The organism is Roseateles sp. P5_D6 (assembly GCF_054049415.1).
In genome coordinates this window covers 168861-187454 of record NZ_JBFUMK010000004.1, presented here as the reverse complement: position 1 = coordinate 187454, position 18594 = coordinate 168861, and the positions used below count along the sequence as shown (strand labels likewise).

The window sequence follows — 18594 nt, the reverse complement described above, 5'->3', positions numbered from 1 at the left end:
GGTGGACGTGCAGCAGCGAGCGGGCGGCGCTGAAACGATGTTCAGCGCGCGGGCTTAGCAGGGGTGAAGCACCTTGGCCATGATGTCCTCCTCGGCTGCATCGGCAGCTCTCGGGTCGAAGGCGCGCAGTGTAGCCACGGCGCGCGGGCCGTGAACAGTCCTATTCGCTCGCCCGCTTCTTGCGCGGCCGGCTGCCCAGTGCCCGGTCGTAGAGCCAGTTGGGCAATATCCGCAGCAGCTTGGCCAGCACACCCATCTGCCACGGAATGACGCGGTAGCTGACCTGGGCGCGGATGGCGCGCACGGCCTGGTCGGCGAAGTCGTCGACCTGCATCAGGAAGGGCATGCTGTAGCGGTTGCCGCGCGTCAGCGGTGTGTCGATATAGCCCGGCAGCAGGGTGACGACGCTCACACCGAAGGGGCGGCATTCGCCGCGCAGGCTCTCGCAGTAGGCGACGACGGCGGACTTGCTGGCGCTGTAGGCGCCGTGCCCCGGCAGGCCGCGGATGGCCGCGACGCTGGCGACGCCGACCAGCGTGCCCGAGCGGCGCTCGTTCATCGCCGCGACGAAGGGATGGAAGGTCGCGGCCAGGCCGACGTTGTTGGTCTCGAAGGTCCGGCGCATCACCTCGAGGTCGTCGAAGTGGGCCGTGTCCATGCCGATGCTGATGCCGGCATTGGCGATGACCACATCCGGCAGTCCTTGCGCGGTGATGCACTCGCGGCCGATGCGGGCCATGGCGTCCAGGTCGGCAACGTCCGCGCCGTAGACCTTGAAGCGGGCCGCGTCGAGCTTCTGCTCGGCCGCCCAGCGTTCGACCTCGGCGGTGCGGCGCGCGACCAGTGCGAGGCGTGCGCCGTCGCGGTAGTAGCGCAGGGCCAGGGCCTGGCCGATGCCGCTGGACGCGCCGGTGATGAAGACCAGCTCGCTCATTTCGGGGCCTTGGAGACGATTTGCCCCTGCGCCCTGCCCGTGAAGTGGACCTGGCCGGTCAGGTGACGGTACTCGAAGTTCTGCGCGTGCAGCGTCGAGCTGCCCTGGCGGATGGTGACCGGCAGGTGCGAGCGCAGGATCTCGCTGTTGGACAGGGCCTGCAGGAACTCGCCACGCACCTCGAGCTGGGCCGGCGCGTTCTCGCCGGCGCCGGGTGGCAGGCGGCGCAGGTGGACGTTGCCGAGCAGCTGCATGTCGCTGCCGTCGCCATTGCTGAGGGCGCGCTTGGCGTCGGCGATGGCCAGGCTGCCGTCCGGCCCGATGGCACGCACGCGGACCTCGTCGATCTCGACGGTGTCGGTGTCCGGGTAGTGGCGCAGTTCGGCGCCGGCGATCTGCACATGCAGCCGCCCATCGGCGCCGATGCGCTGGATCTCGAAGTTGGCCATGCGGTAGTCGGGCAGATGGCGCGGTGCCGCGACCTCGCCCGGTGCGTCAATCAGCGGCGTGTTCTTCACCAGCCACCAGGTTGCGCTGGCCAGCGCGGCCATCAGCAGCAGCGGCAGGTAGTTGGACAGCAGGCTCTGCAGCCGCCACAGCATGGGCCTGGGCTTCTGGCGGCGCGGCAGCGGTGCCGGCAATGCAACCGGTGTCACGAGGCCTTGCCCCCGTCCAGCGTGTCGTGATGAGTGTTGAGCAGACGCTCGTAATGGCCGGCGGCCATCAGCAGCACATCGCAATACTCGCGCGCCGCGCCGTAGCCACCGGCGGCGCGCGTGACATGGTGGGCGATGGCCAGTACCTCGGCATGAGCGCCGGGTGGCGCGCAAGCGAAGCCGGCCCGCGTCATCAGGGGCAGGTCAGGCCAGTCGTCGCCCATGACGGCGACCTCGTCCCAACTGGCGCCTAACTGGGCCAATAGGGGCTCGGCGGCGGCGAGCTTGTCGCGCGCACCGTAGACAGCGTGCTTCAGATCCAGGTCGGCGACGCGGCGGCGCACGGCCAGGCTGTCTCGGCCGGTGATGATGACCGGCGTGATGCCGACCTGCTGCAGCGACTTCAGCCCATGGCCGTCCAGCGTGTTGAAGGCCTTGAACCCTTCGCCATGCTCGCCGATGTAGATGCGGCCGTCCGTCAGCACGCCGTCGACATCGAAGATGGCCAGCTTGATGGCCAGGCCACGGCCTTGCGCCTTGACCAGGAGTTCGGGAGAGAATTTCAGTGCTGGCTTCACTTCAGATCACCTTGGCACGCATGAGGTCGTTGATGCTGATGGCACCCAGCAGGCGCTGCTCGGCATCGACGACCAGGACGACGGTGATGCGCGCGGCTTCCATCAGGTCGGCCGCGTCCACGGCAAGGGCTTCGGCGCCGACGGTGCGTGGCCTGGCATGGGCCACCTCGGCGGCTGTCAGCGCGCGCAGGTCGCGGCCCTGCTCGACGAGGCGGCGCAGGTCGCCGTCCGTAAAGATGCCAAGGACGTGATCGTCGCTGTCGACGATCACGGCCATGCCCAGGGCCTTGGCGCTCATCTCGCGCATCAGGTCGGTGAAGCCGGTGTCGGCCGCCACGCGGGGCAGGGCGTCGCCACTGCGCATCAGGTCGCGCACGTGCGTCAGCAGCTTGCGGCCCAGAGTGCCGCCGGGGTGGGAGCGGGCGAAGTCCTCTGCCTTGAAGCCGCGGGTGTCGAGCAGGGCCACGGCGAGGGCGTCGCCCAGGGCCATCTGGGCCGTGGTGCTGGCCGTGGGCGCGAGCTGCAGCGGGCAGGCCTCCTCGGTGACCGCGCTGTCGAGCACGATGTCGGCATGGGCGGCCAGGCTGGACTGCGGCCGCCCCGTCATGGCGACGATGGGAATGCCCAGGCGCTTGAGCACGGGCAGGATGGCGTTGAGCTCGTCACTCTCGCCGGAATTGGAGAGAGCCAGCACGACGTCACTGCTGGTGACCATGCCGAGGTCGCCATGGGCCGCCTCGGCGGGGTGGACGAAGAGGGCGGGCGTGCCGGTGGAGGCCAGCGTCGCGGCGATCTTGCGGCCCACGTGGCCGCTCTTGCCCATGCCCATGACGGCCACGCGGCCGCGGCAGGCCAGCATCAGCTGCACGGCGCCCGCAAAGGCGTCGCCCAGGCGGGGCGCCAGCTCGGCGAGGGCACGGGCCTCGACCTCGAGCGCCTGACGGCCGATGCGCACAGCGCGCTCGGCGGCAAAGACGGGAGAACTCATGAGGCCAGTGTAGACAAGGGCTCACGCGGGGTAACCGGCGTGGCATTCAGCCTCTTCGCGGGGCAGGTCAGAGCGCGCGTGAGACGCCAGCAAGCAGCAAGCCTGGTGGTTTCGGCGCCACCGGACAATGCCGGCCTATGCCGACCAAGCCATTAGATCGATCCGCGCGCGCCGCCTTGCCGGCCGGCGCACTGGCGCTGGCCCTGGCCCTGCTGGCGCTGCTGGCCTGGGACCTCAGCCATCTCGACCTCTGGGCGGTGCGCCTGGGCGGCGACGCCAACGGTTTCGCGTTGCGCGAGGCCTGGGTCACGCGGGTGCTGATCCACGAAGGCGGGCGGCTGGTCTCCTACCTGGCCATGGGCTTCATCGTGCTGCTCAATCTGGTGCCGCGGCTGCTGCCCGCGCTGAGCCGGCCGGAGCGGCGCTGGTGGCTGGTGACGACGCTGGTCTGCCTGGCCGTCATCTCGCTGATGAAGCGCTTCAGCCTGACGAGCTGCCCCTGGGATCTGGCCGAGTTTGGCGGTGTGGCCCATTACATCTCCCACTGGGTGCTGGGTGCGCATGACGGCGGTGGCGGGCACTGCTTCCCTTCCGGCCATGCGAGCGCGGCTTTCGCCTATCTCTGCGGCGGCTGGGCGCTGGCGCGGGCCTACCCGCGGGCTGCGCGCGCCTGGGTGCTGGCCTGTGTGTTGCTGGGCGTCGTCTATGGCGTGGGGCAGATGCTGCGCGGTGCGCATTACCCCAGCCACACGATGTGGACAGGTTGGATCTGCTGGGCGGTGACCGTGGCCGCCGCCCAGGTCCGGCCGTGGCGCTTCAAGCGCGGCGCCGCGGCCTGAGAGCGGCCAAGGCGGCCAGGCCACCGAGCAGCAACAGGGCGCTCGCCGGTTCCGGCACCGGCGTGACCGCGCCGGCGTCAAACGCGACGCTGCCGCCGGAGCCGAACAGGCCCAGCAGCACCGTCTCGTCGCCGCTGAAGACGGCCGTGGCCGAGTTGGTCTTGAGATTGAAGCTGCCCTCCACCCAGGCGCCGAAGCCGCCCTTGTTGTCCTGGGGCCGATAGCGCAGCTTCACGGTGTCGCCCGAGGTCATGGACGCGCTGGCGAAGAGTTCGCTGCCGCCGCCGCCGCCGCTGATGTGCAGGCTGCTGCCCAGGGTGTCGCTGAAGATCATCTGGAAGAAGGAGTCGTTGCGGCCGGCGGATACCTTGACCACGTCCAGCGTGACCGTCTTGACGTGCTTGCCCGTCGCGACGGCGAGGAACCACTTGGGAATCGAGACGTCGACATGCTGGGTCCAGGCCAGGTCGGAGAAGCTGGCCTTGCCGATGCCCCCGCTGCTGACCAGGGTCAGGCCCCAGGAAAAGCTTTCGATGTCGATCCAGTCCTTGTGGTCCTTGTCGGTCGATTCACCGGGAATGCCGTCGATGTGCAGGAAATAGTCGTTGGCGGCCTGGGCGAGGCCCGCCGTGGCCAGACCGATGGCGAGCACCGCCACCCGCCAGGCCTGCTTGAAACCAGAAGCCATGTCGAATCTCCTTGCGCCCGGAATGGGCGCAGAGATGCTGGGCAAGAGCGGGGGTGCCCGCCATCCCCACGATGCAAAGGGTTTCCACAGAGTCGAGGAGGGAACGGGCGTCCTAGACTCGCCGCACAGGGACCTGTTCACATGACGGGAATCGGTGCGAGAGGGACCGCGCGGGTGTACGGCTAGGCGTCGCGCTGAAGCCCGGGCTGCATGCCCGGGCGATGCGCGCAACAACGCTGTGCGCCCGCGCAGCCCCTCTCCCGCAGGGTTGCCGCCCAACAGCCCGCGCACGGCGTTGCGAAGCCTCGCTGGGGCCTACCCCAGCTTCGTTTCGCGCCTTGCTCGCGGGCTGTTGGGTGGCAACGCATCCGACTCCCGCCATGTGAGCAGGTCCCAACACCACGGAGGAGACACCGTGCAGCGGACCGATATCTCGGACCCGGCCTATTTCCACAAGGTCGTCGATTGCCAATGGGCCTGCCCGGCGCACACGCCGGTGCCCGAGTACATCCGCCTCATCGCGCAGGGGCGGCATGACGAGGCGTATTGGGTCAACTGGGTCAGCAACGTCTTTCCCGGCGTGCTGGGTCGCACCTGCGACCGGCCCTGCGAGCCGGCCTGCCGGCGTGGTCGCGTGGAAGAAAAGCAGGCAGCCAAGCCCGAGCCCGTCGCCATCTGCCGATTGAAGCGCGTGGCGGCGGACAACAAGAGCGACGGGTTCCGCGCCATGATCCCCAAGCCCGCCGCGCGCAAGAACAAGCGTGTGGCCTGCGTCGGTGCCGGGCCAGCATCGTTGGCGGTGGCGCGTGACCTGGCGCTGGAGGGTTATGCGGTCACCGTCTTCGACGGGGAAGCCAAGCCCGGCGGCTTCATCCGCACGCAGATCCCGCGCTTCAGGCTGCCGGAGCGCGTCATCGACGAGGAGTGCGGCTACATCCTCGGCCTGGGTGTCGAGTGGCGCGCCGGGCAACGCATCGAATCGATGAAGGCACTGCTGGCCGAGGGCTGGGACGCCGTCTTCGTCGGCTGCGGCGCACCCCGCGGGCGCGACCTGCCCTTGCCAGGGCGCCAGGAGGCCACCGAGCAGATCCACATCGGCATCGATTGGCTGGCCAGCGTGTCGTTTGGCCATGTCACCAGCGTCGCGCCGCGTGTCATCGTGCTGGGCGGTGGCAATACGGCCATGGACTGCTGCCGCTCGGCACGGCGCCTGGGCGCCTCGTCGGTCACGGTGACCGTGCGCAGCGGCTATGCGCAGATGAAGGCCTCGCCCTGGGAGAAGGAGGACGCCGAGCATGAAGGCATCCCCATCCTCGATTTCCATGTGCCCCTGGCCTTCGAGCATGTCGGCGGCAAGTTGACCGGCATGCGCTTCAAGAAGGCGCAGACAGGTGAGGAGATCGTCATCCCCTGCGATGAGGTGCTGATCGCCGTCGGCCAGGAGAACAGCTTCCCGTGGATCGAGCGCGACTCGGGCATCGCCTTCGACGAGCACGGGCTGCCAGTGCTGAACGCGCAGACCTTCCAGTCTTCGCTGCCCCATGTCTTCTTCGGCGGCGACGCGGCCTTCGGCCCGAAGAACATCATCACCGCCGTCGCTCACGGCCATGAGGCGGCCGTCAGCATCGACCGCCTGCTGCACGGCGAGCCGGTCACACAGCGCCCGCCGCCGCACGTCAACCTCGTGTCCCAGAAGATGGGCATTCACGAGTGGAGCTACGACAACGCGATCACCAACGACTTGCGCAGCAAGGTGCCCTGGACGGCTGCCAACATCGCGCTGGCCAGCATCAAGGTCGAGGTGGAATTGGGCTTCGACGCCGCCACGGCCTTCAAGGAGGCCCAGCGCTGCCTGAACTGCGACGTGCAGACGGTGTTCGCGCCAAAGCTCTGCATCGAGTGCGACGCCTGCGTSGACATCTGCCCGAYSGACTGCATCACCTTCACCGACAACGGCGATGACCTGCGCGAGCGGCTCAAGGCACCGGCGCTGAACCTGATGCAGGACGTCTATGTCGAGGGCGGTCTCAAGACTGGCCGCGTGATGGCCAAGGACGAGGACGTCTGCCTGCACTGCGGCCTGTGCGCCGAACGCTGTCCGACGGGAGCCTGGGACATGCAGAAGTTCCTGCTGGTCACCGCCAAGGCCGGCGCGGCCTGCCGTGACACCGCGACACGCAAGGAGGTGGTATGACGACGACCCCCACGCGCGCTTCGCGCACTGCCCCCCGAGGGGGCTCGGCCTCCCTAGGGGCGGCCCGTCGGGAGGCCGCATGAGCCGCATCGAAGCCGTCAACGACTTCGTCGTCAAGTTCGCCAACGTCAACGGCTCTGGCTCGGCTTCGGCCAACGAGTTGTTTGCGCGCGCCATCCTGCGCATGGGCGTGCCGGTCAGCCCGCGCAACATCTTCCCGAGCAATATCCAGGGCCTGCCGACCTGGTACGAGGTGCGCGTCTGCGAGGCCGGCTGGCTGGGCCGGCGCGGCGGCGTGGACCTGATGGTGGCCATGAACCCGCAGACCTGGGCCCAGGACCTGGCCGAGATCCAGCCTGGCGGCTATCTGTTCTACGACAGCACCAAGCCCATGCCGGCCAGCGCCTTCCGGCCCGACATCCACGTCATCGGCATGCCGGCCACGGCCATCTGCAACGCGACCTACGACGTGCCGCGCGAACGCACGCTGTTCAAGAACATCCTCGTGCTCGGCGCCTTGAGCGAGCTGATGGGCATCGAAGCCGCTGTCATCGAGAAGCTCTTTGCCGAGCAGTACAAGGGCAAGGAGAGGCTGCTGGACTCCAATGTGCGCGCCCTGCATGCGGGAGCTGAGTTCGCGCGCGACCATCTGTCGGTGCAGCCTTTCGGGCTCAAGGTCAAGACGGCCGATGCGGTCGGCGACAAGATCTTCATTGAGGGCAATGCGGCGACAGCCCTGGGCTGCGTCTACGGCGGCGCCACCGTTTGCGCCTGGTACCCGATCACGCCATCATCCTCGGTCGCCGAAGCCTTCGAGAAATACGCAACCAAGTTCCGCACCGACCCCGAGACCGGCGAAAAGCGCTACGCCATCGTGCAGGCCGAAGATGAAATCGCCTCCATCGGCATCATCACCGGCGCCGGCTGGAACGGCGCGCGCGCCTTCACCTGCACGTCCGGCCCCGGCGTGTCGCTGATGACGGAGTTCCTGGGCCTGGCCTATTTCGCCGAGATTCCCTTCGTCGTCATCGACGTGCAGCGCGGTGGCCCCAGCACCGGCATGCCCACGCGCACCCAGCAGGCCGACCTGCTCTCCAGCGCCTACGCCTCGCACGGCGACACCCAGCATGTGTTGCTGCTGCCCGAGGACCCGCGCGAGTGCTTCGAGTTCGCGGCCGATGCGCTGGACCTGGCCGAGCGCCTGCAGACGCCCGTCTTCCTGATGGGCGACCTCGACATCGGCATGAACCAGCGCCTGTGTGCGCCGCTCGAATGGAACGACGAACGCCGCTACGACCGCGGCAAGGTCATGACGGCCGAGCAGCTGGACGCCGGCAAGGAGTTTGCGCGCTACAAGGACGTCGACGGCGACGGCATCCCCTGGCGCACCCTGCCCGGCACGCACGCCAGCAAGGGCGCCTACTTCACGCGCGGCACGACGAGGAACGAGCAGGCCCTCTACTCCGAGCGCGGTGACGACTACATCCGCAACGTCGAGCGCCTGCGCGCCAAGTTCGCCACCGCCGCGTTGCTGGCGCCTCAGCCGCTGGTGCGCGCCGCCGCGCAGAAGACCAGCGTCGGCGTTCTCTATTTCGGCTCCACTTCGCCAGCCATGGATGAGGCGCTGGTGACGCTGGCCGAGGCTGGCATCCATATCGACGCGATGAGGCTGCGTGCCTACCCCTTCCCGCCGTCGGTGGCCGAGTTCATCGCCGCGCATGGCGCCGTCTTCGTCGTCGAGCAGAACCGCGATGCGCAGATGCGCCGCATGCTGGTCAACGAGCTGGAGGTGGCGCCGGCTCACCTCACGCCGGTGCTGCACTACGACGGCACGCCGATCACGGCCCGCTTCATCATCGACGCGATCACGCGTCATGTGCATGCGCTGGCCACGGCGCCGAGGAGTGCCGCATGACCTATCTTGCGAAGCCCAAGCTGCACCATCCCAGCCTGACCAAGAACGCGGTCGGCTACACGCGCCGCGACTACGAAGGCAAGGTCTCGACGCTGTGCGCCGGCTGCGGCCACGACTCCATCTCCGGCGCCATCGTGCAGGCCTGCTGGCAGCTCGACATCGAGCCGCACCGCGTCGCCAAGCTCAGCGGCATCGGCTGCTCAAGCAAGACGCCCGACTACTTCCTCGGTGCCAGCCACGGCTTCAACACCGTGCATGGGCGCATGCCCAGCGTGCTGACCGGCGCCTACCTCGCCAACCGCGAGCTGCTGTATCTGGGCGTCTCCGGTGACGGCGACTCGGCCTCCATCGGCCTGGGCCAGTTCGCGCACGCCATGCGGCGCGGCGTGCGCATGGTCTACATCGTCGAGAACAATGGCGTCTATGGCCTCACCAAGGGCCAGTTCAGCGCCACGGCCGATAAAGGCTCGGTCGCCAAGAAGGGCGCAACCAACAACGACACCGCCATCGACCTCGCGGCCCTCGCGTTGCAGCTCGGCGCCACCTTCGTCGCGCGCAGCTTCTCGGGCGACAAGACCCAGCTCGTGCCCCTCATTGAAGGCGCCATGCGCCACGGCGGCGCGGCCTTCATCGACGTCATCAGCCCCTGCGTGGCCTTCAACAACCACGCCGGCTCGACGCGCAGTTATGACCATGTCCGCGACCACAACGAGGCGCTGAACCGCATCGACTTCATCGACCTGGCCGAAGAGCAGGTCGTCGAGCACTCGCCCGATGTCATCGATGTGCCGCAGGCCGATGGCAGCACGCTGCGGCTGCGCAAGATGGCGCCCGACTACGACCCCACCGACCGCCTGAACGCGATGCATGCGATGCAACTCCATGCCGCAGCCGGCGAGATTGCCACTGGCCTGCTCTATGTCGACCCGGCGGCCAGGGATTGGCACGCTGCCCAGCGCACGGCCACGGTGCCTTTGAACACCCTGGGCGAAGCAGCACTTTGCCCGGGCGCCGCCGCCCTCGCCAAGATCAACGCCAGCCTGCGATAGCAGGCGCGGGCCGTCCTCGTGCCCGCGGCGAGTGTGATGACCGGATGATCCCAAGGTGGGTCACTCGGATCAATCCGGACAGTGTTTCCCTTGATCGAAGTCTTGCCGCCAGCGCCTAGTCTTGACGCGCTTGGGCGTTTTGCAAAATTCATTGACAGGGACTTTCAGTCCGTGGAGACCTTCTGGCCTCTGCCGTAGTCGCTTCCCTCTTCGGGGGCGCGTTCCCCCGGGGCTTGGACGCCCCGGTGTTAACGGGTTGGGTAGCAGGGTGCACTCGCCACGCTTTGCGCATGCACAGCCGTTTGGAGCCTCCAACTGGGAGGCGCTGTGCAGAAAGGATGCCTTTATGGCAAAGCAGCAACGACGTCCAAGCCGTCGGCGAGCGTTGAAAGACACCCTCTGGGCGAAGCTGGAGCTGGCTTTGAGAGCCACCGCCAGTGTGGTCTGGCTCATCAAGACCTTCTGGGGGGTCTGATGGGAATGTCTTCAACACCCCTGTTTTCTCAGCATCAATGAAGCGTCCTTATCTTTCCAATCAAAGTCCGCTGTACTGTCTTGAAAGCCGAAAACGGCTGGCTGGCGAAATACTGGGACTGTCGCTGCCGAAGTTGGAAGGCCTTGCGGCGCGGGCGAACAATTACCGTGAATGCACCCGCGTCACGGGTGGCAAACAGCGAACGGTTCATGTTCCGATGCCGTTGCTTCTCGCGGTCCATCGGCGCCTTGCAGTGCTGCTGAATCGAATAGCCGTGCCGCATTACCTGCAGTCCGGGCAGACACATCGATCGCATCTGACAAACGCGCGTGCGCATGAGACGGCGCGCAACATCGCGAAGCTGGATATTCGCCACTTCTACCCCTCGATCACGAAGGACAGAGTCTGGCACCTCTTCGTCGATGGGATGCTGTGTTCCCGAGATGTGGCATCGCTGCTTGCAAGGCTTTTTACGCATCAAGGCAGCGCTCCCATCGGCAGCCCGGTCAGTCAGGTGCTTGCATTTCACGTGGTTCGGCCAATGCTGGATGAATTGCAGGAACTTGCGTCGCGGCACAGGCTCCGCTTCACGTGCTATGTGGACGATCTGACGTTCTCGGGTGATGGCGCGGATCATGGCTTCCTCGCGCTGGCCGGTGATGTCGTGCGGAGGCATGGTTTCCTTCCTCATGCAGAAGCCTGCTACGGACCGGGCGAGGACAAGCTCGTCACGGGCGTGATGTTGACGCGCGACGGGCTGCGGGTTCCTGCGCCTCAGCTGCGCCGCATCGACGCGGCGCGTCAGGAACTGCTATTGGCCGAGGGAAATGAGTCGCGTCGTGTATTGCTGTCTCGCCTGATCGGGCATCTCGCCGCGGCAGCCAGCGTCGACGATAGCTTTCGGCCGGAGTTGAGCAGCCGCTGTTTTGCGGCACGCAAGCTCGCTGCAGCCCTGCCCGCCCGACCATCGCCGTCAGACAGCAAAGTCGCGAGTGTTGTTCCCCGTTTGCGCCCTATGAGGCTGAGCTACGGCGTCGGGACGTGATGCGGGTGTGTTGCAAGGCCTGAGATGATGCGCAGACTATGCGCGCATATCCCTTCATCCTCCTTGCCACTGCCCTCGTCCTGACCGCTTGTGCCAGCTCCAACCAGGACAAGGTCGCCACCGCCGCGACCACGCCACTCAGCGACCTCAATGTCGTTCGCGCCGACATCCCCGAGGTGCTGAAGACCGCGGCCGCGGCGCCCTACGCGACGCCCGTTGACGCCAGCTGTGGCGGCCTGGCGGCCGGCATCCGTGCGCTGGACGAAGTGCTCGGCCCTGACCTCGATGCCCCTCACACCAGTGGCAATCCCGGCCTGCTAGATCGGGGCGGAGATGCCGCCACCGGTGCGCTGCAGCGCACGGCCGAGGGGGTCATTCCTTTCCGCGGCTGGGTGCGCAAGCTCAGCGGCGCCGAGCGCTACGCGCATCAAGTCAGCGCGGCCATCACCGCCGGCGGCGTGAGGCGCGGCTATCTTCGTGGGCTTTCGGCCGCCAAGGCCTGCACGGCGAAGCCGGCTTGAGCGCCTAGCGCTCCATCTTCACGGGCGCCATGTCGCGGATGTAGAAGACGCCGTCCCATTGCGCACCCAGGCCAATGCCGGTGCCCAGAGGGATGCTGTAGCCGAACTCCATGCCGCGCGCCGGCAGGCCGATCTTGAGCTTCTTCGGCGCATTGAGGAAGGCGAAGCCGGCCGGATCACTGGCCAGGGCGGACTCGAGGCTGCGCGGATAGGCCGGCGGGATTGCCTGCACCTCGCCCGAGGCGAACTCCATGAAGCGCCCCTGCAGCGCGGTGGTGTTCAGCACGTAGTAGTCGCGGCCCAGCTTCTGGCCGAGGATGTCGCCGGCATAGCGATGGCTGTCGTCGAACTTCACGCCGCGCGCCACGTGGATGGTGTGGGCCCAGATGACGGCCTTGCGGCCCGGGTAGACGTGCTGCAGCTGCCACAGCACGTTGTCGGCCATCTCGTGGTCGCGCAAGTATTCGCCGTGCCAGAAGTTGGCCGCCTGGGCCTGCAATCCGGCCAGGCTGCGGCACAGCAACTCGTCGCCGCCGGGCTTGCACAGCGCGGCCTTCAGACGCGTGGCCACCGCGTCGAAGGTCTTCGCGTCGTTGCTTGATGGTGGCGTGCGGTCCATCTGCATCAGCTTGTCGGCGAGGCGTTCGAACACCGGCCAGTCGCTGGCATCGCCTTGCAGCCTGGCGCGCAGTCGTGGCGGCAGCTCGCTGCGGCTTAGAGCCCCGCTGAGCTGGCTGTCGATGCCAGACAGCAGCATGGGCTTGGAACCGGCCTGCGCCTCGTCCAGATAGCGCAGCAGCGTGCGGCCGGCGTCGCTCTTGGAGTACATGTAGAAGACATTGCCCGGCGCCAGCGCATCGAGCTGCTCACCGCGCTGCATGGCCTGCTGCAGCAGCGCCACGTCGAAGACGCCGCTCTCCAGCAGCAGCACGTCGAAGCCTTTCTGCTCATGCAGATAGCGCACCAGCCGCGTCTTGAGCTCGAACTCCTGGCGGCCGCCATGCGTCTGCTCACCCAGGGCCACGACGCGGGCATGGCCGATGGCGTCGCCAAAGGCCTGCAGCTGCGCATCGGTCAGCTCTGCCGGTGAGTTCGCGGCCATGGGTTTCATCCGGGCGCGCACCCAGTCCATCGAGCCGTCTTCGGCCGCCCGGGCACTCGTCACCATCATCGTCAGCGCGGCCAGCGCCAGCCATTTCCTGCTCATCGCCACTCCTTCTGTGGCGGGCAGGATAGCCACTCGCAACTGGTATCTGGCTCCTCAGGACAGGCCCAAGCTGGGCTCCTGGTCGGCCTCGTCCACGGGCCGCGCTGGTATGGTCGCCAGCGCCAGMTCGGCGCTGTTCAGCGCCCCTTCGATGAAGCCCTGGTAGTCCGAATAGGCCTCGCCGACGATGTGCAAGTTGCGCGCGCCGCTGCCGAAATCGAAGGCCTTGAAGGCGTCCATGACCTTCCACGAGCGCACGCCCGGCTGCCATCCGTGGTTGGCCGCGCCGTAGGGCGCGCGGGCCCAGTCGCGGATGCCATACGTGATGATGCTGTTGCGGATGTACTGGCTGGTCTCGGCCAGGCTCAGGTCGCCAAAGACGCGCCGTGCGTTGTCGGTCAACTTCAAGGCCGACTCGGCATTCGCATCCGCCGCCCGCTTCACGTCGCGGGCCACGAAGAGGGTGAAGGCATCGACGATGCGCGCGTTCTGGTCCACCTCGGCGCGGTCGTGGCGGTCGCCGTCGATGACGTAGTGGCGCCAGAACTCGGTGGACGGGCGGTCCATATAGAGCAGCACCATGCCGTGGCCGTCGGCGTCGGCCTCGGGGGCGCGGCGGAAGTAGTGGATCTCGCGCGTCGGCATGCAATTGGCGTATTGCTGTGGCGCCTGGCCATAGCTCCACCACGGCGTGTTGCAGACGAAGAAGACCTTCAGCATCGGAAAGCCATTGACGCAGTCCAGCTGCGAGCCGATGTGTTCGGGCAGGTGGCGCGTCAGCTTGAGCAGCGGCAGCCGCGGCAGCGCGAGGATGAGCCGCTCGGCACGCAGCGTGAGAGCGCCGTTCTGCGTCGCCACGTCCAGGGCCAGCGTCGGCTTGCCCAGCTCCACGGGGCGCACGCCCATCAGCTTGTGGCCGCCGGCCAGCGTCACGTTGGCATGGCCGCGCAGCCGTGTGAGCAGCCCTTCGGTCAACTTGGCCGAACCGCCCTCGATGCTGGCGAGCTGCTGGCCCACGGTCTTGAGCGCGCGCAGCCACCAGATGATCCATTCCGCCGCGTTCAGGTTCTCCGGGATCATGTGATAGAAAGTTCCGGTGTCGCGCAGCTTCACCAGCGCCCGGTGGCTCAGGATGCCCTGCGCCGACAACGCGTTCCAGAAGCCCATGTCCCACAGCGGCTGGCCGTGCAGCTGGGCGTGCTTGCGCAGCCGCATGTAGTCGCCTTCCGTCAGCGCATCGATCCAGGCCTGGTCATCGGGCGCACGGCCCATGATGAGCATGACCCCGCGCTTGAGCAGCTGCAGCGAGTTCAGGCCGCGCTCGGCCTCGGGCAGGTCGGTGTCATCGGTGCTGACCTGATCCGATGAAGGGCCGGAGAAATCGAGCAGGCCCACGCCCAGTTCGGCACACAGGGCGGCAAAGCGCGGCTGTAGGGTCGGCTCAAAGCGCATCGGCCCGTACTCGGCGATGAAGCCATCCATGTCCTCGGTCTCGATGCGCCCACCCCAGCGGTCGGCCGCTGCCTCCAGCACGAGGATGCGGTGGCCCGCGTCGGCCAGGCGCAGCGCGCAATACAGGCCCGACACGCCGCCGCCGGCGATGACGATGTCATAGGTCGTCATGGGAATGCTCCACTTGTATGTACAACTGGGGCGGGAGCATATCGGAGGCGGCGCCGCGGCTACCACCGCGGCCCGTTTGCTGTGAGCGCGATCCCTGGATCCACGAAGGCGACGCGGAGACCCTCATGCCCAGTGCGATGTGACGGTCTATCGCGGCCTTCTACGCCCGTGGCTTCAAGCGCGTCAGGGGCTATGCGATGGCGCCGGTGCCGCTGTGGCGGGCAGTGAGAGCGGCGGAGAGTTCTATTCGGAGCCCCTGATTCAGGGCCTTCTCCGGGCGCCACTGAGTCCCGCACGCTAGCTGACGGCAAGCGAGACAGAAGGCAACGATTGCCCTGTCGCGCCGCACCATCGAGCCGGATGCGCTACGCCGCCGCGGGCGGCCCGAACCAGGTGGTCAGTGCGTCGACGAGCCCGACCCGAGGTGTGTTTCCGACCCAAGCAACATGGCCGTCGGGTCGAATCAACACCGCGTCGGGCGCAGTGACCACCCCGACTGCCGGAAGCTCCCACGTACCTATGTACTTTGCGTCGACCAGCCGAACCCGATCTGCCCAGGCAGCGATGTCAAAGCTCCCGGGCTCACCGACGTTGAGCAGCACCGGTCGGGCACCATGCAGCAGGGAAAAGACGCGCAGCGGGCCGATCGCGGAGACCAAGTCGAGATCGGGCATGCGGCGTCCGAGCAGGGGGTGGCCCTTGCCAAGGTCATAGTGGATGCCCAGGCCGGACATCTCCGCAGCGACTCGCTTGCGCGGCTCCTCCATCTTGAGGAGCTCGCCCACGATGTCGCGCACGGCCAGCGTGCGATCGTCCTCGCGGTGCAGCGCAACTTGCGCCATCGTGGTCTTGAGCACGCGAGCGCCAACCGGGTGGCGCTCGGCGTGATACGTGTCGAGCAGCTTGTCCGGTGACGTGCCCTTGATCACCTGTGCCAGCTTCCACCCGAGGTTCACCGCATCCTGCAGGCCCGTATTGAGCCCCAGCCCGCCGATCGGGGAGTGAATGTGCGCGGCATCGCCGGCGAGCAACACGCGTCCCCTGCGATACGCCGTAGCCTGCCGCGTCATGTCCGTGAACCTGGAGATCCAGGTTGGGCTGTGGACGCCGTAGTCGGTGCCGCACGCGGCGATGAGCAGTTCCTTGAGATCGCGCAGCGTCGGTTCGGTGGCTGCATTCGTGTTCGGTTCGGTCACCATGACGCCGATGGGGCCGACGTCCTTGTATTTGATTTCTCCGCCTTTGATCTCGTATTCCGACCGGCTGAAGGCGTGCGTGCCCGCGAGCGACCGATGCACGCCGTACGGCGGCTTCTCCGTCATCTCCACTTCCGCGAGGACGTTGCTTGTCGTCGCATCCCAGCCCGCGAAGTCGATGCCCGCCATCTTGCGTACGAGGCTGCGCCCACCGTCGCACCCGATGAGATATTGCGCCCTCAGTGACCGACCGTCTGCGAGGGCGACGTCGACAGCCGCGTCGTGCTGCACGAAGCCCGTAAGTTCTCGGCCGTAGAGGATGGGCACCTTGAGCTCGGTGACCCAGTCGGCGAGGATGCGCTCGATGTGCTTCTGCCGCAGCGCAAGCCCATAGTTGTGGCGGGTCGGGAAGTCGCTGATGTCCAAACGGGTGACGGCGAAGCCCGTGACCTGCGCGATTTGCCCCGCCGAGAGGAATCGATCTGCGATGCCGCGCTGGTCGAGCACTTCAATGGTGCGCGAGGAGAGTCCTTGGGCACGCGCGCCGGAGAGTTCTTGGTTGGGCCGGCGTTCGACGACGGCGACGTCCACCCCTGCCAGTGCCAATTCGCCCGCCAACATCAGCCCTGTCGGGCCCGCGCCGGCGATCACCACCGCATGCTCGGTCATCGCTCGTGTGCTCCAAGATAAAGCATAGGCCGGCTCAGTCGAAAGCAATCCTGGCTGCTGCTTCGCACCGGCCGCATCCTGCCGGATCTCTGCGGGGCTGGACCTTTGCATCGAAACCGTTCTTCAGCTCGCCGTCGAGACAAGTTCGACAACTCGTCAGCGACCGCCGCCGGAACATAGCTCAGAATTTCCCAGCGCCTTGACGCTGAAGTGTCTCCATGTCTGCAGGCAACTCCAACGGTCCGGCCCGCCATCACGACGTCAGGAACGAAGCTGAGAGCCTCCCGACTGCATCGGTCGCAAGGATGTTGTAGTGGCTGGCCCCAGGCACGATGGCCAGTTGGGCAGGCGCGCGCTGCGAGCCATCCAGTCCGGCATCGCGCTGCCCACCGCCGAGCAGCTTGTAGAACTCGACGATGTGCTCCGGCCGCATGGCGTCTGCGTCGGCAAAGATGAGCATCGTCGGTGCCTTGATGCCGGCGACCGCGGCCGACCAGTCGTAGTCGTGACTTTCCATCTCGGCGATGCGGCGCATCAGCTGTTCCCAGTCGACCTCCGGGTAGAGCTTGCCCATCGGCGACTGCTTGAGATGGCCGCCGATCATGGGCGCATTGGTGGCCATCTGGTCGAAGGCGGCGAGCACTTCGGGGAACCAGGCCGAGCGCTTCATGGCTTGGGAAACGACGACCAGGCGGTCGACCAGGGAGGGGTGGCGAATCGCGAGCTGCAGTGCCACGCCCCCGCCGAGCGAATAGCCCATCACCGCAGCCTTCTTCAGGCCGAGGTGCTCGATCAGGGCCGCAACATCATCGGCAAGCGTCTCGAAGCGCAGCGGCCGGTCAACGTCGCGGGTGTGTCCGTGGCCTTGCATGTGCACGGCGATGACCTGATGCGAGGCGGCCAGAAGAGGCAGATTGGCGCCGAAGGCCTCGCTGGCGGCAACCCCGCCATGCAGCAGCACCAGCGGCTTGCCGTTGCCGTGCACCTCGTAGTACATCTTCTGGCCGTGGATCGAGGCGTAGGCGGTCTTGGGGCTCTGCGATGTCATGGTCGTTGCTCCTGATGCGAGGGTGGTGGGGGCCGCCGGAGTGACGGCGGAAAAAGCCCTTGCCGGCAGTGCGGCGGCGGCCAAGGCGGTGAGAAAGCGGCGTCTTTCGAACATGAAGCTCTCCTTTGGGTCGTCGAAGGCGCGAGCCGACCCCGGCGGCTCACGGAGGCCGCCAGACAGGCAATGCGCGGAAGTGGGGAAGCGCTAGGTCTTGCGCCGGGCGCCAACGCGTGACCCGCGCTGCGCCGGTGCGGCCTTGGGGGGCGCCTGTGGCTTGTTGAAGGTCAGTTCGAGGTAGCGGCGCAGATGGTCCAGACAATCGGCTGCAACCGCCGGGTCATGCTGCGACTTGGCCAGCACGAAGGCGCCTTGCACGACGGCCTGGGTGAACATCGCCAGGCTGTGTGCGCTCCACTCGGCGTGCGGTGCGTGAGATGCCTTTGCCGCTTCGATGTCCGGCTCCAGAGTCGCGGCGTGCTCCTGGATGTGCTGGCCGCTGGCTTCGCTCAGATGCGGATGCGTCGAGTACGTTTCCTGCGCCAGCATGCCAAGCAGGCAGGTGAACGCGGCCAGGTCGCCTTGCATCGCGCCACGGCGGAAGTCCACATAGGCCAGCAGCCGCGCCAGCGGGTCGGGTTCGTCTCGGAAGGCCGCACGCGAGAACATCAGGTCGGCCTTGGCCGAGAAGCGCTCGGCCGCCGCCATGGCGAGGTCTTCCTTGCTCGCGAAGTGGTGGAAGAAGCTGCCCTTCGTGAGGCCCGTGGCTTCGCAGACGTCTTCCACGCGCATCGCCGCGTAGCCCTTGATGCGGATCAGATTCACCGCCGCATCCAACAAACGCTCTCTCGAAGTCGTTGCCATCGCACGCCCTCCTGCATACCGGTTGGTATGTAATCTACATACCAACCGGTATGGAGTCAAGCGGCGATGAAAACCTGTTGTCGTCTGGCTGATGACTTGTTCTCCAAG

At 67.0% G+C, this 18594-nt stretch carries 16 protein-coding genes; 6 read left to right on the top strand and 10 right to left on the bottom strand.

Translation table 11 applies throughout. The features are described from left to right. Positions 1-160 precede the first annotated feature (160 nt). Genes ACXJKM_RS06695 through ACXJKM_RS06680 form a run of 4 tightly spaced genes read right to left on the bottom strand, consistent with a single transcriptional unit; the run spans position 161 to position 3156 of the window. Entirely contained in the window at positions 161-934 is a 774-nt protein-coding gene (locus ACXJKM_RS06695; protein WP_457351149.1) for an SDR family oxidoreductase, read from the bottom strand. Then, positions 931-1590, bottom strand: a complete 660-nt coding sequence (lptC, locus tag ACXJKM_RS06690) for an LPS export ABC transporter periplasmic protein LptC (protein WP_457351147.1) — start codon at positions 1588-1590, stop codon at positions 931-933. The genes ACXJKM_RS06695 and lptC overlap by 4 nt, the downstream gene beginning before the upstream one ends. Further along, on the bottom strand, positions 1587-2168 hold the full coding sequence (locus tag ACXJKM_RS06685; RefSeq protein ID WP_457351145.1) for a KdsC family phosphatase: 582 nt from the start codon (positions 2166-2168) through the stop codon (positions 1587-1589). The genes lptC and ACXJKM_RS06685 overlap by 4 nt, the downstream gene beginning before the upstream one ends. A 1-nt stretch (position 2169) precedes the next feature. Further along, the gene (locus ACXJKM_RS06680; RefSeq protein WP_457351143.1) at positions 2170-3156 is read right to left on the bottom strand and encodes a KpsF/GutQ family sugar-phosphate isomerase; all 987 of its coding nucleotides are present in this window, start codon (positions 3154-3156) and stop codon (positions 2170-2172) included. 137 nt (positions 3157-3293) lie between these two features. Here ACXJKM_RS06680 and ACXJKM_RS06675 point away from each other — a divergent pair, with 137 nt between their 5' ends. Next, entirely contained in the window at positions 3294-3995 is a 702-nt protein-coding gene (locus ACXJKM_RS06675; RefSeq protein WP_056191880.1) for a phosphatase PAP2 family protein, read from the top strand. Here ACXJKM_RS06675 and ACXJKM_RS06670 read toward each other — a convergent pair. Beyond that, positions 3973-4683: an Hcp family type VI secretion system effector gene (locus ACXJKM_RS06670; RefSeq protein WP_457351141.1), complete on the bottom strand. Its 711-nt coding sequence runs from the start codon at positions 4681-4683 to the stop codon at positions 3973-3975. The two genes, ACXJKM_RS06675 and ACXJKM_RS06670, sit on opposite strands and share 23 nt — an antisense overlap. Before the next feature lie 415 nt (positions 4684-5098). Here ACXJKM_RS06670 and ACXJKM_RS06665 point away from each other — a divergent pair, with 415 nt between their 5' ends. The 5 genes from ACXJKM_RS06665 (at position 5099) to ACXJKM_RS06645 (ending at position 11882) form a co-directional block, all read left to right on the top strand. Beyond that, the gene (locus ACXJKM_RS06665; RefSeq protein ID WP_457351139.1) at positions 5099-6877 is read left to right on the top strand and encodes an FAD-dependent oxidoreductase; all 1779 of its coding nucleotides are present in this window, start codon (positions 5099-5101) and stop codon (positions 6875-6877) included. 79 nt (positions 6878-6956) lie between these two features. Continuing rightward, a complete protein-coding gene (locus tag ACXJKM_RS06660; protein WP_457351137.1) occupies positions 6957-8792 on the top strand; it encodes a 2-oxoacid:acceptor oxidoreductase subunit alpha in 1836 nt (611 codons plus the stop codon). Continuing rightward, positions 8789-9841 (top strand): 2-oxoacid:ferredoxin oxidoreductase subunit beta, encoded by a 1053-nt coding sequence (locus ACXJKM_RS06655; RefSeq protein ID WP_056191887.1) that lies wholly within the window; start codon positions 8789-8791, stop codon positions 9839-9841. Before ACXJKM_RS06660 ends, ACXJKM_RS06655 begins: the two co-directional genes overlap by 4 nt. A 512-nt stretch (positions 9842-10353) precedes the next feature. Continuing rightward, positions 10354-11361, top strand: a complete 1008-nt coding sequence (locus tag ACXJKM_RS06650) for a reverse transcriptase family protein (protein WP_457351135.1) — start codon at positions 10354-10356, stop codon at positions 11359-11361. 38 nt (positions 11362-11399) lie between these two features. Continuing rightward, positions 11400-11882, top strand: a complete 483-nt coding sequence (locus ACXJKM_RS06645; protein WP_056191892.1) for a hypothetical protein — start codon at positions 11400-11402, stop codon at positions 11880-11882. A gap of 4 nt (positions 11883-11886) precedes the next feature. Here ACXJKM_RS06645 and ACXJKM_RS06640 read toward each other — a convergent pair whose 3' ends face one another. The 5 genes from ACXJKM_RS06640 to ACXJKM_RS06620 all read right to left on the bottom strand — a co-directional run bounded on the left by ACXJKM_RS06640 (position 11887) and on the right by ACXJKM_RS06620 (position 18486). Next, positions 11887-13089, bottom strand: coding sequence for an erythromycin esterase family protein (locus ACXJKM_RS06640; protein ID WP_457351133.1), 1203 nt, complete (start codon positions 13087-13089; stop codon positions 11887-11889). A 54-nt stretch (positions 13090-13143) separates the two neighbouring features. Next, the gene (locus ACXJKM_RS06635; RefSeq protein ID WP_457351131.1) at positions 13144-14712 is read right to left on the bottom strand and encodes a flavin monoamine oxidase family protein; all 1569 of its coding nucleotides are present in this window, start codon (positions 14710-14712) and stop codon (positions 13144-13146) included. A gap of 365 nt (positions 14713-15077) precedes the next feature. After that, entirely contained in the window at positions 15078-16577 is a 1500-nt protein-coding gene (locus tag ACXJKM_RS06630; protein ID WP_457351129.1) for an FAD-dependent monooxygenase, read from the bottom strand. Positions 16578-16830: 253 nt separating this feature from the next. Beyond that, on the bottom strand, positions 16831-17625 hold the full coding sequence (locus ACXJKM_RS06625) for an alpha/beta fold hydrolase (RefSeq protein ID WP_056191898.1): 795 nt from the start codon (positions 17623-17625) through the stop codon (positions 16831-16833). A 204-nt stretch (positions 17626-17829) separates the two neighbouring features. Beyond that, the gene (locus ACXJKM_RS06620) at positions 17830-18486 is read right to left on the bottom strand and encodes a TetR/AcrR family transcriptional regulator (protein ID WP_082532361.1); all 657 of its coding nucleotides are present in this window, start codon (positions 18484-18486) and stop codon (positions 17830-17832) included. Positions 18487-18594 lie beyond the last annotated feature (108 nt).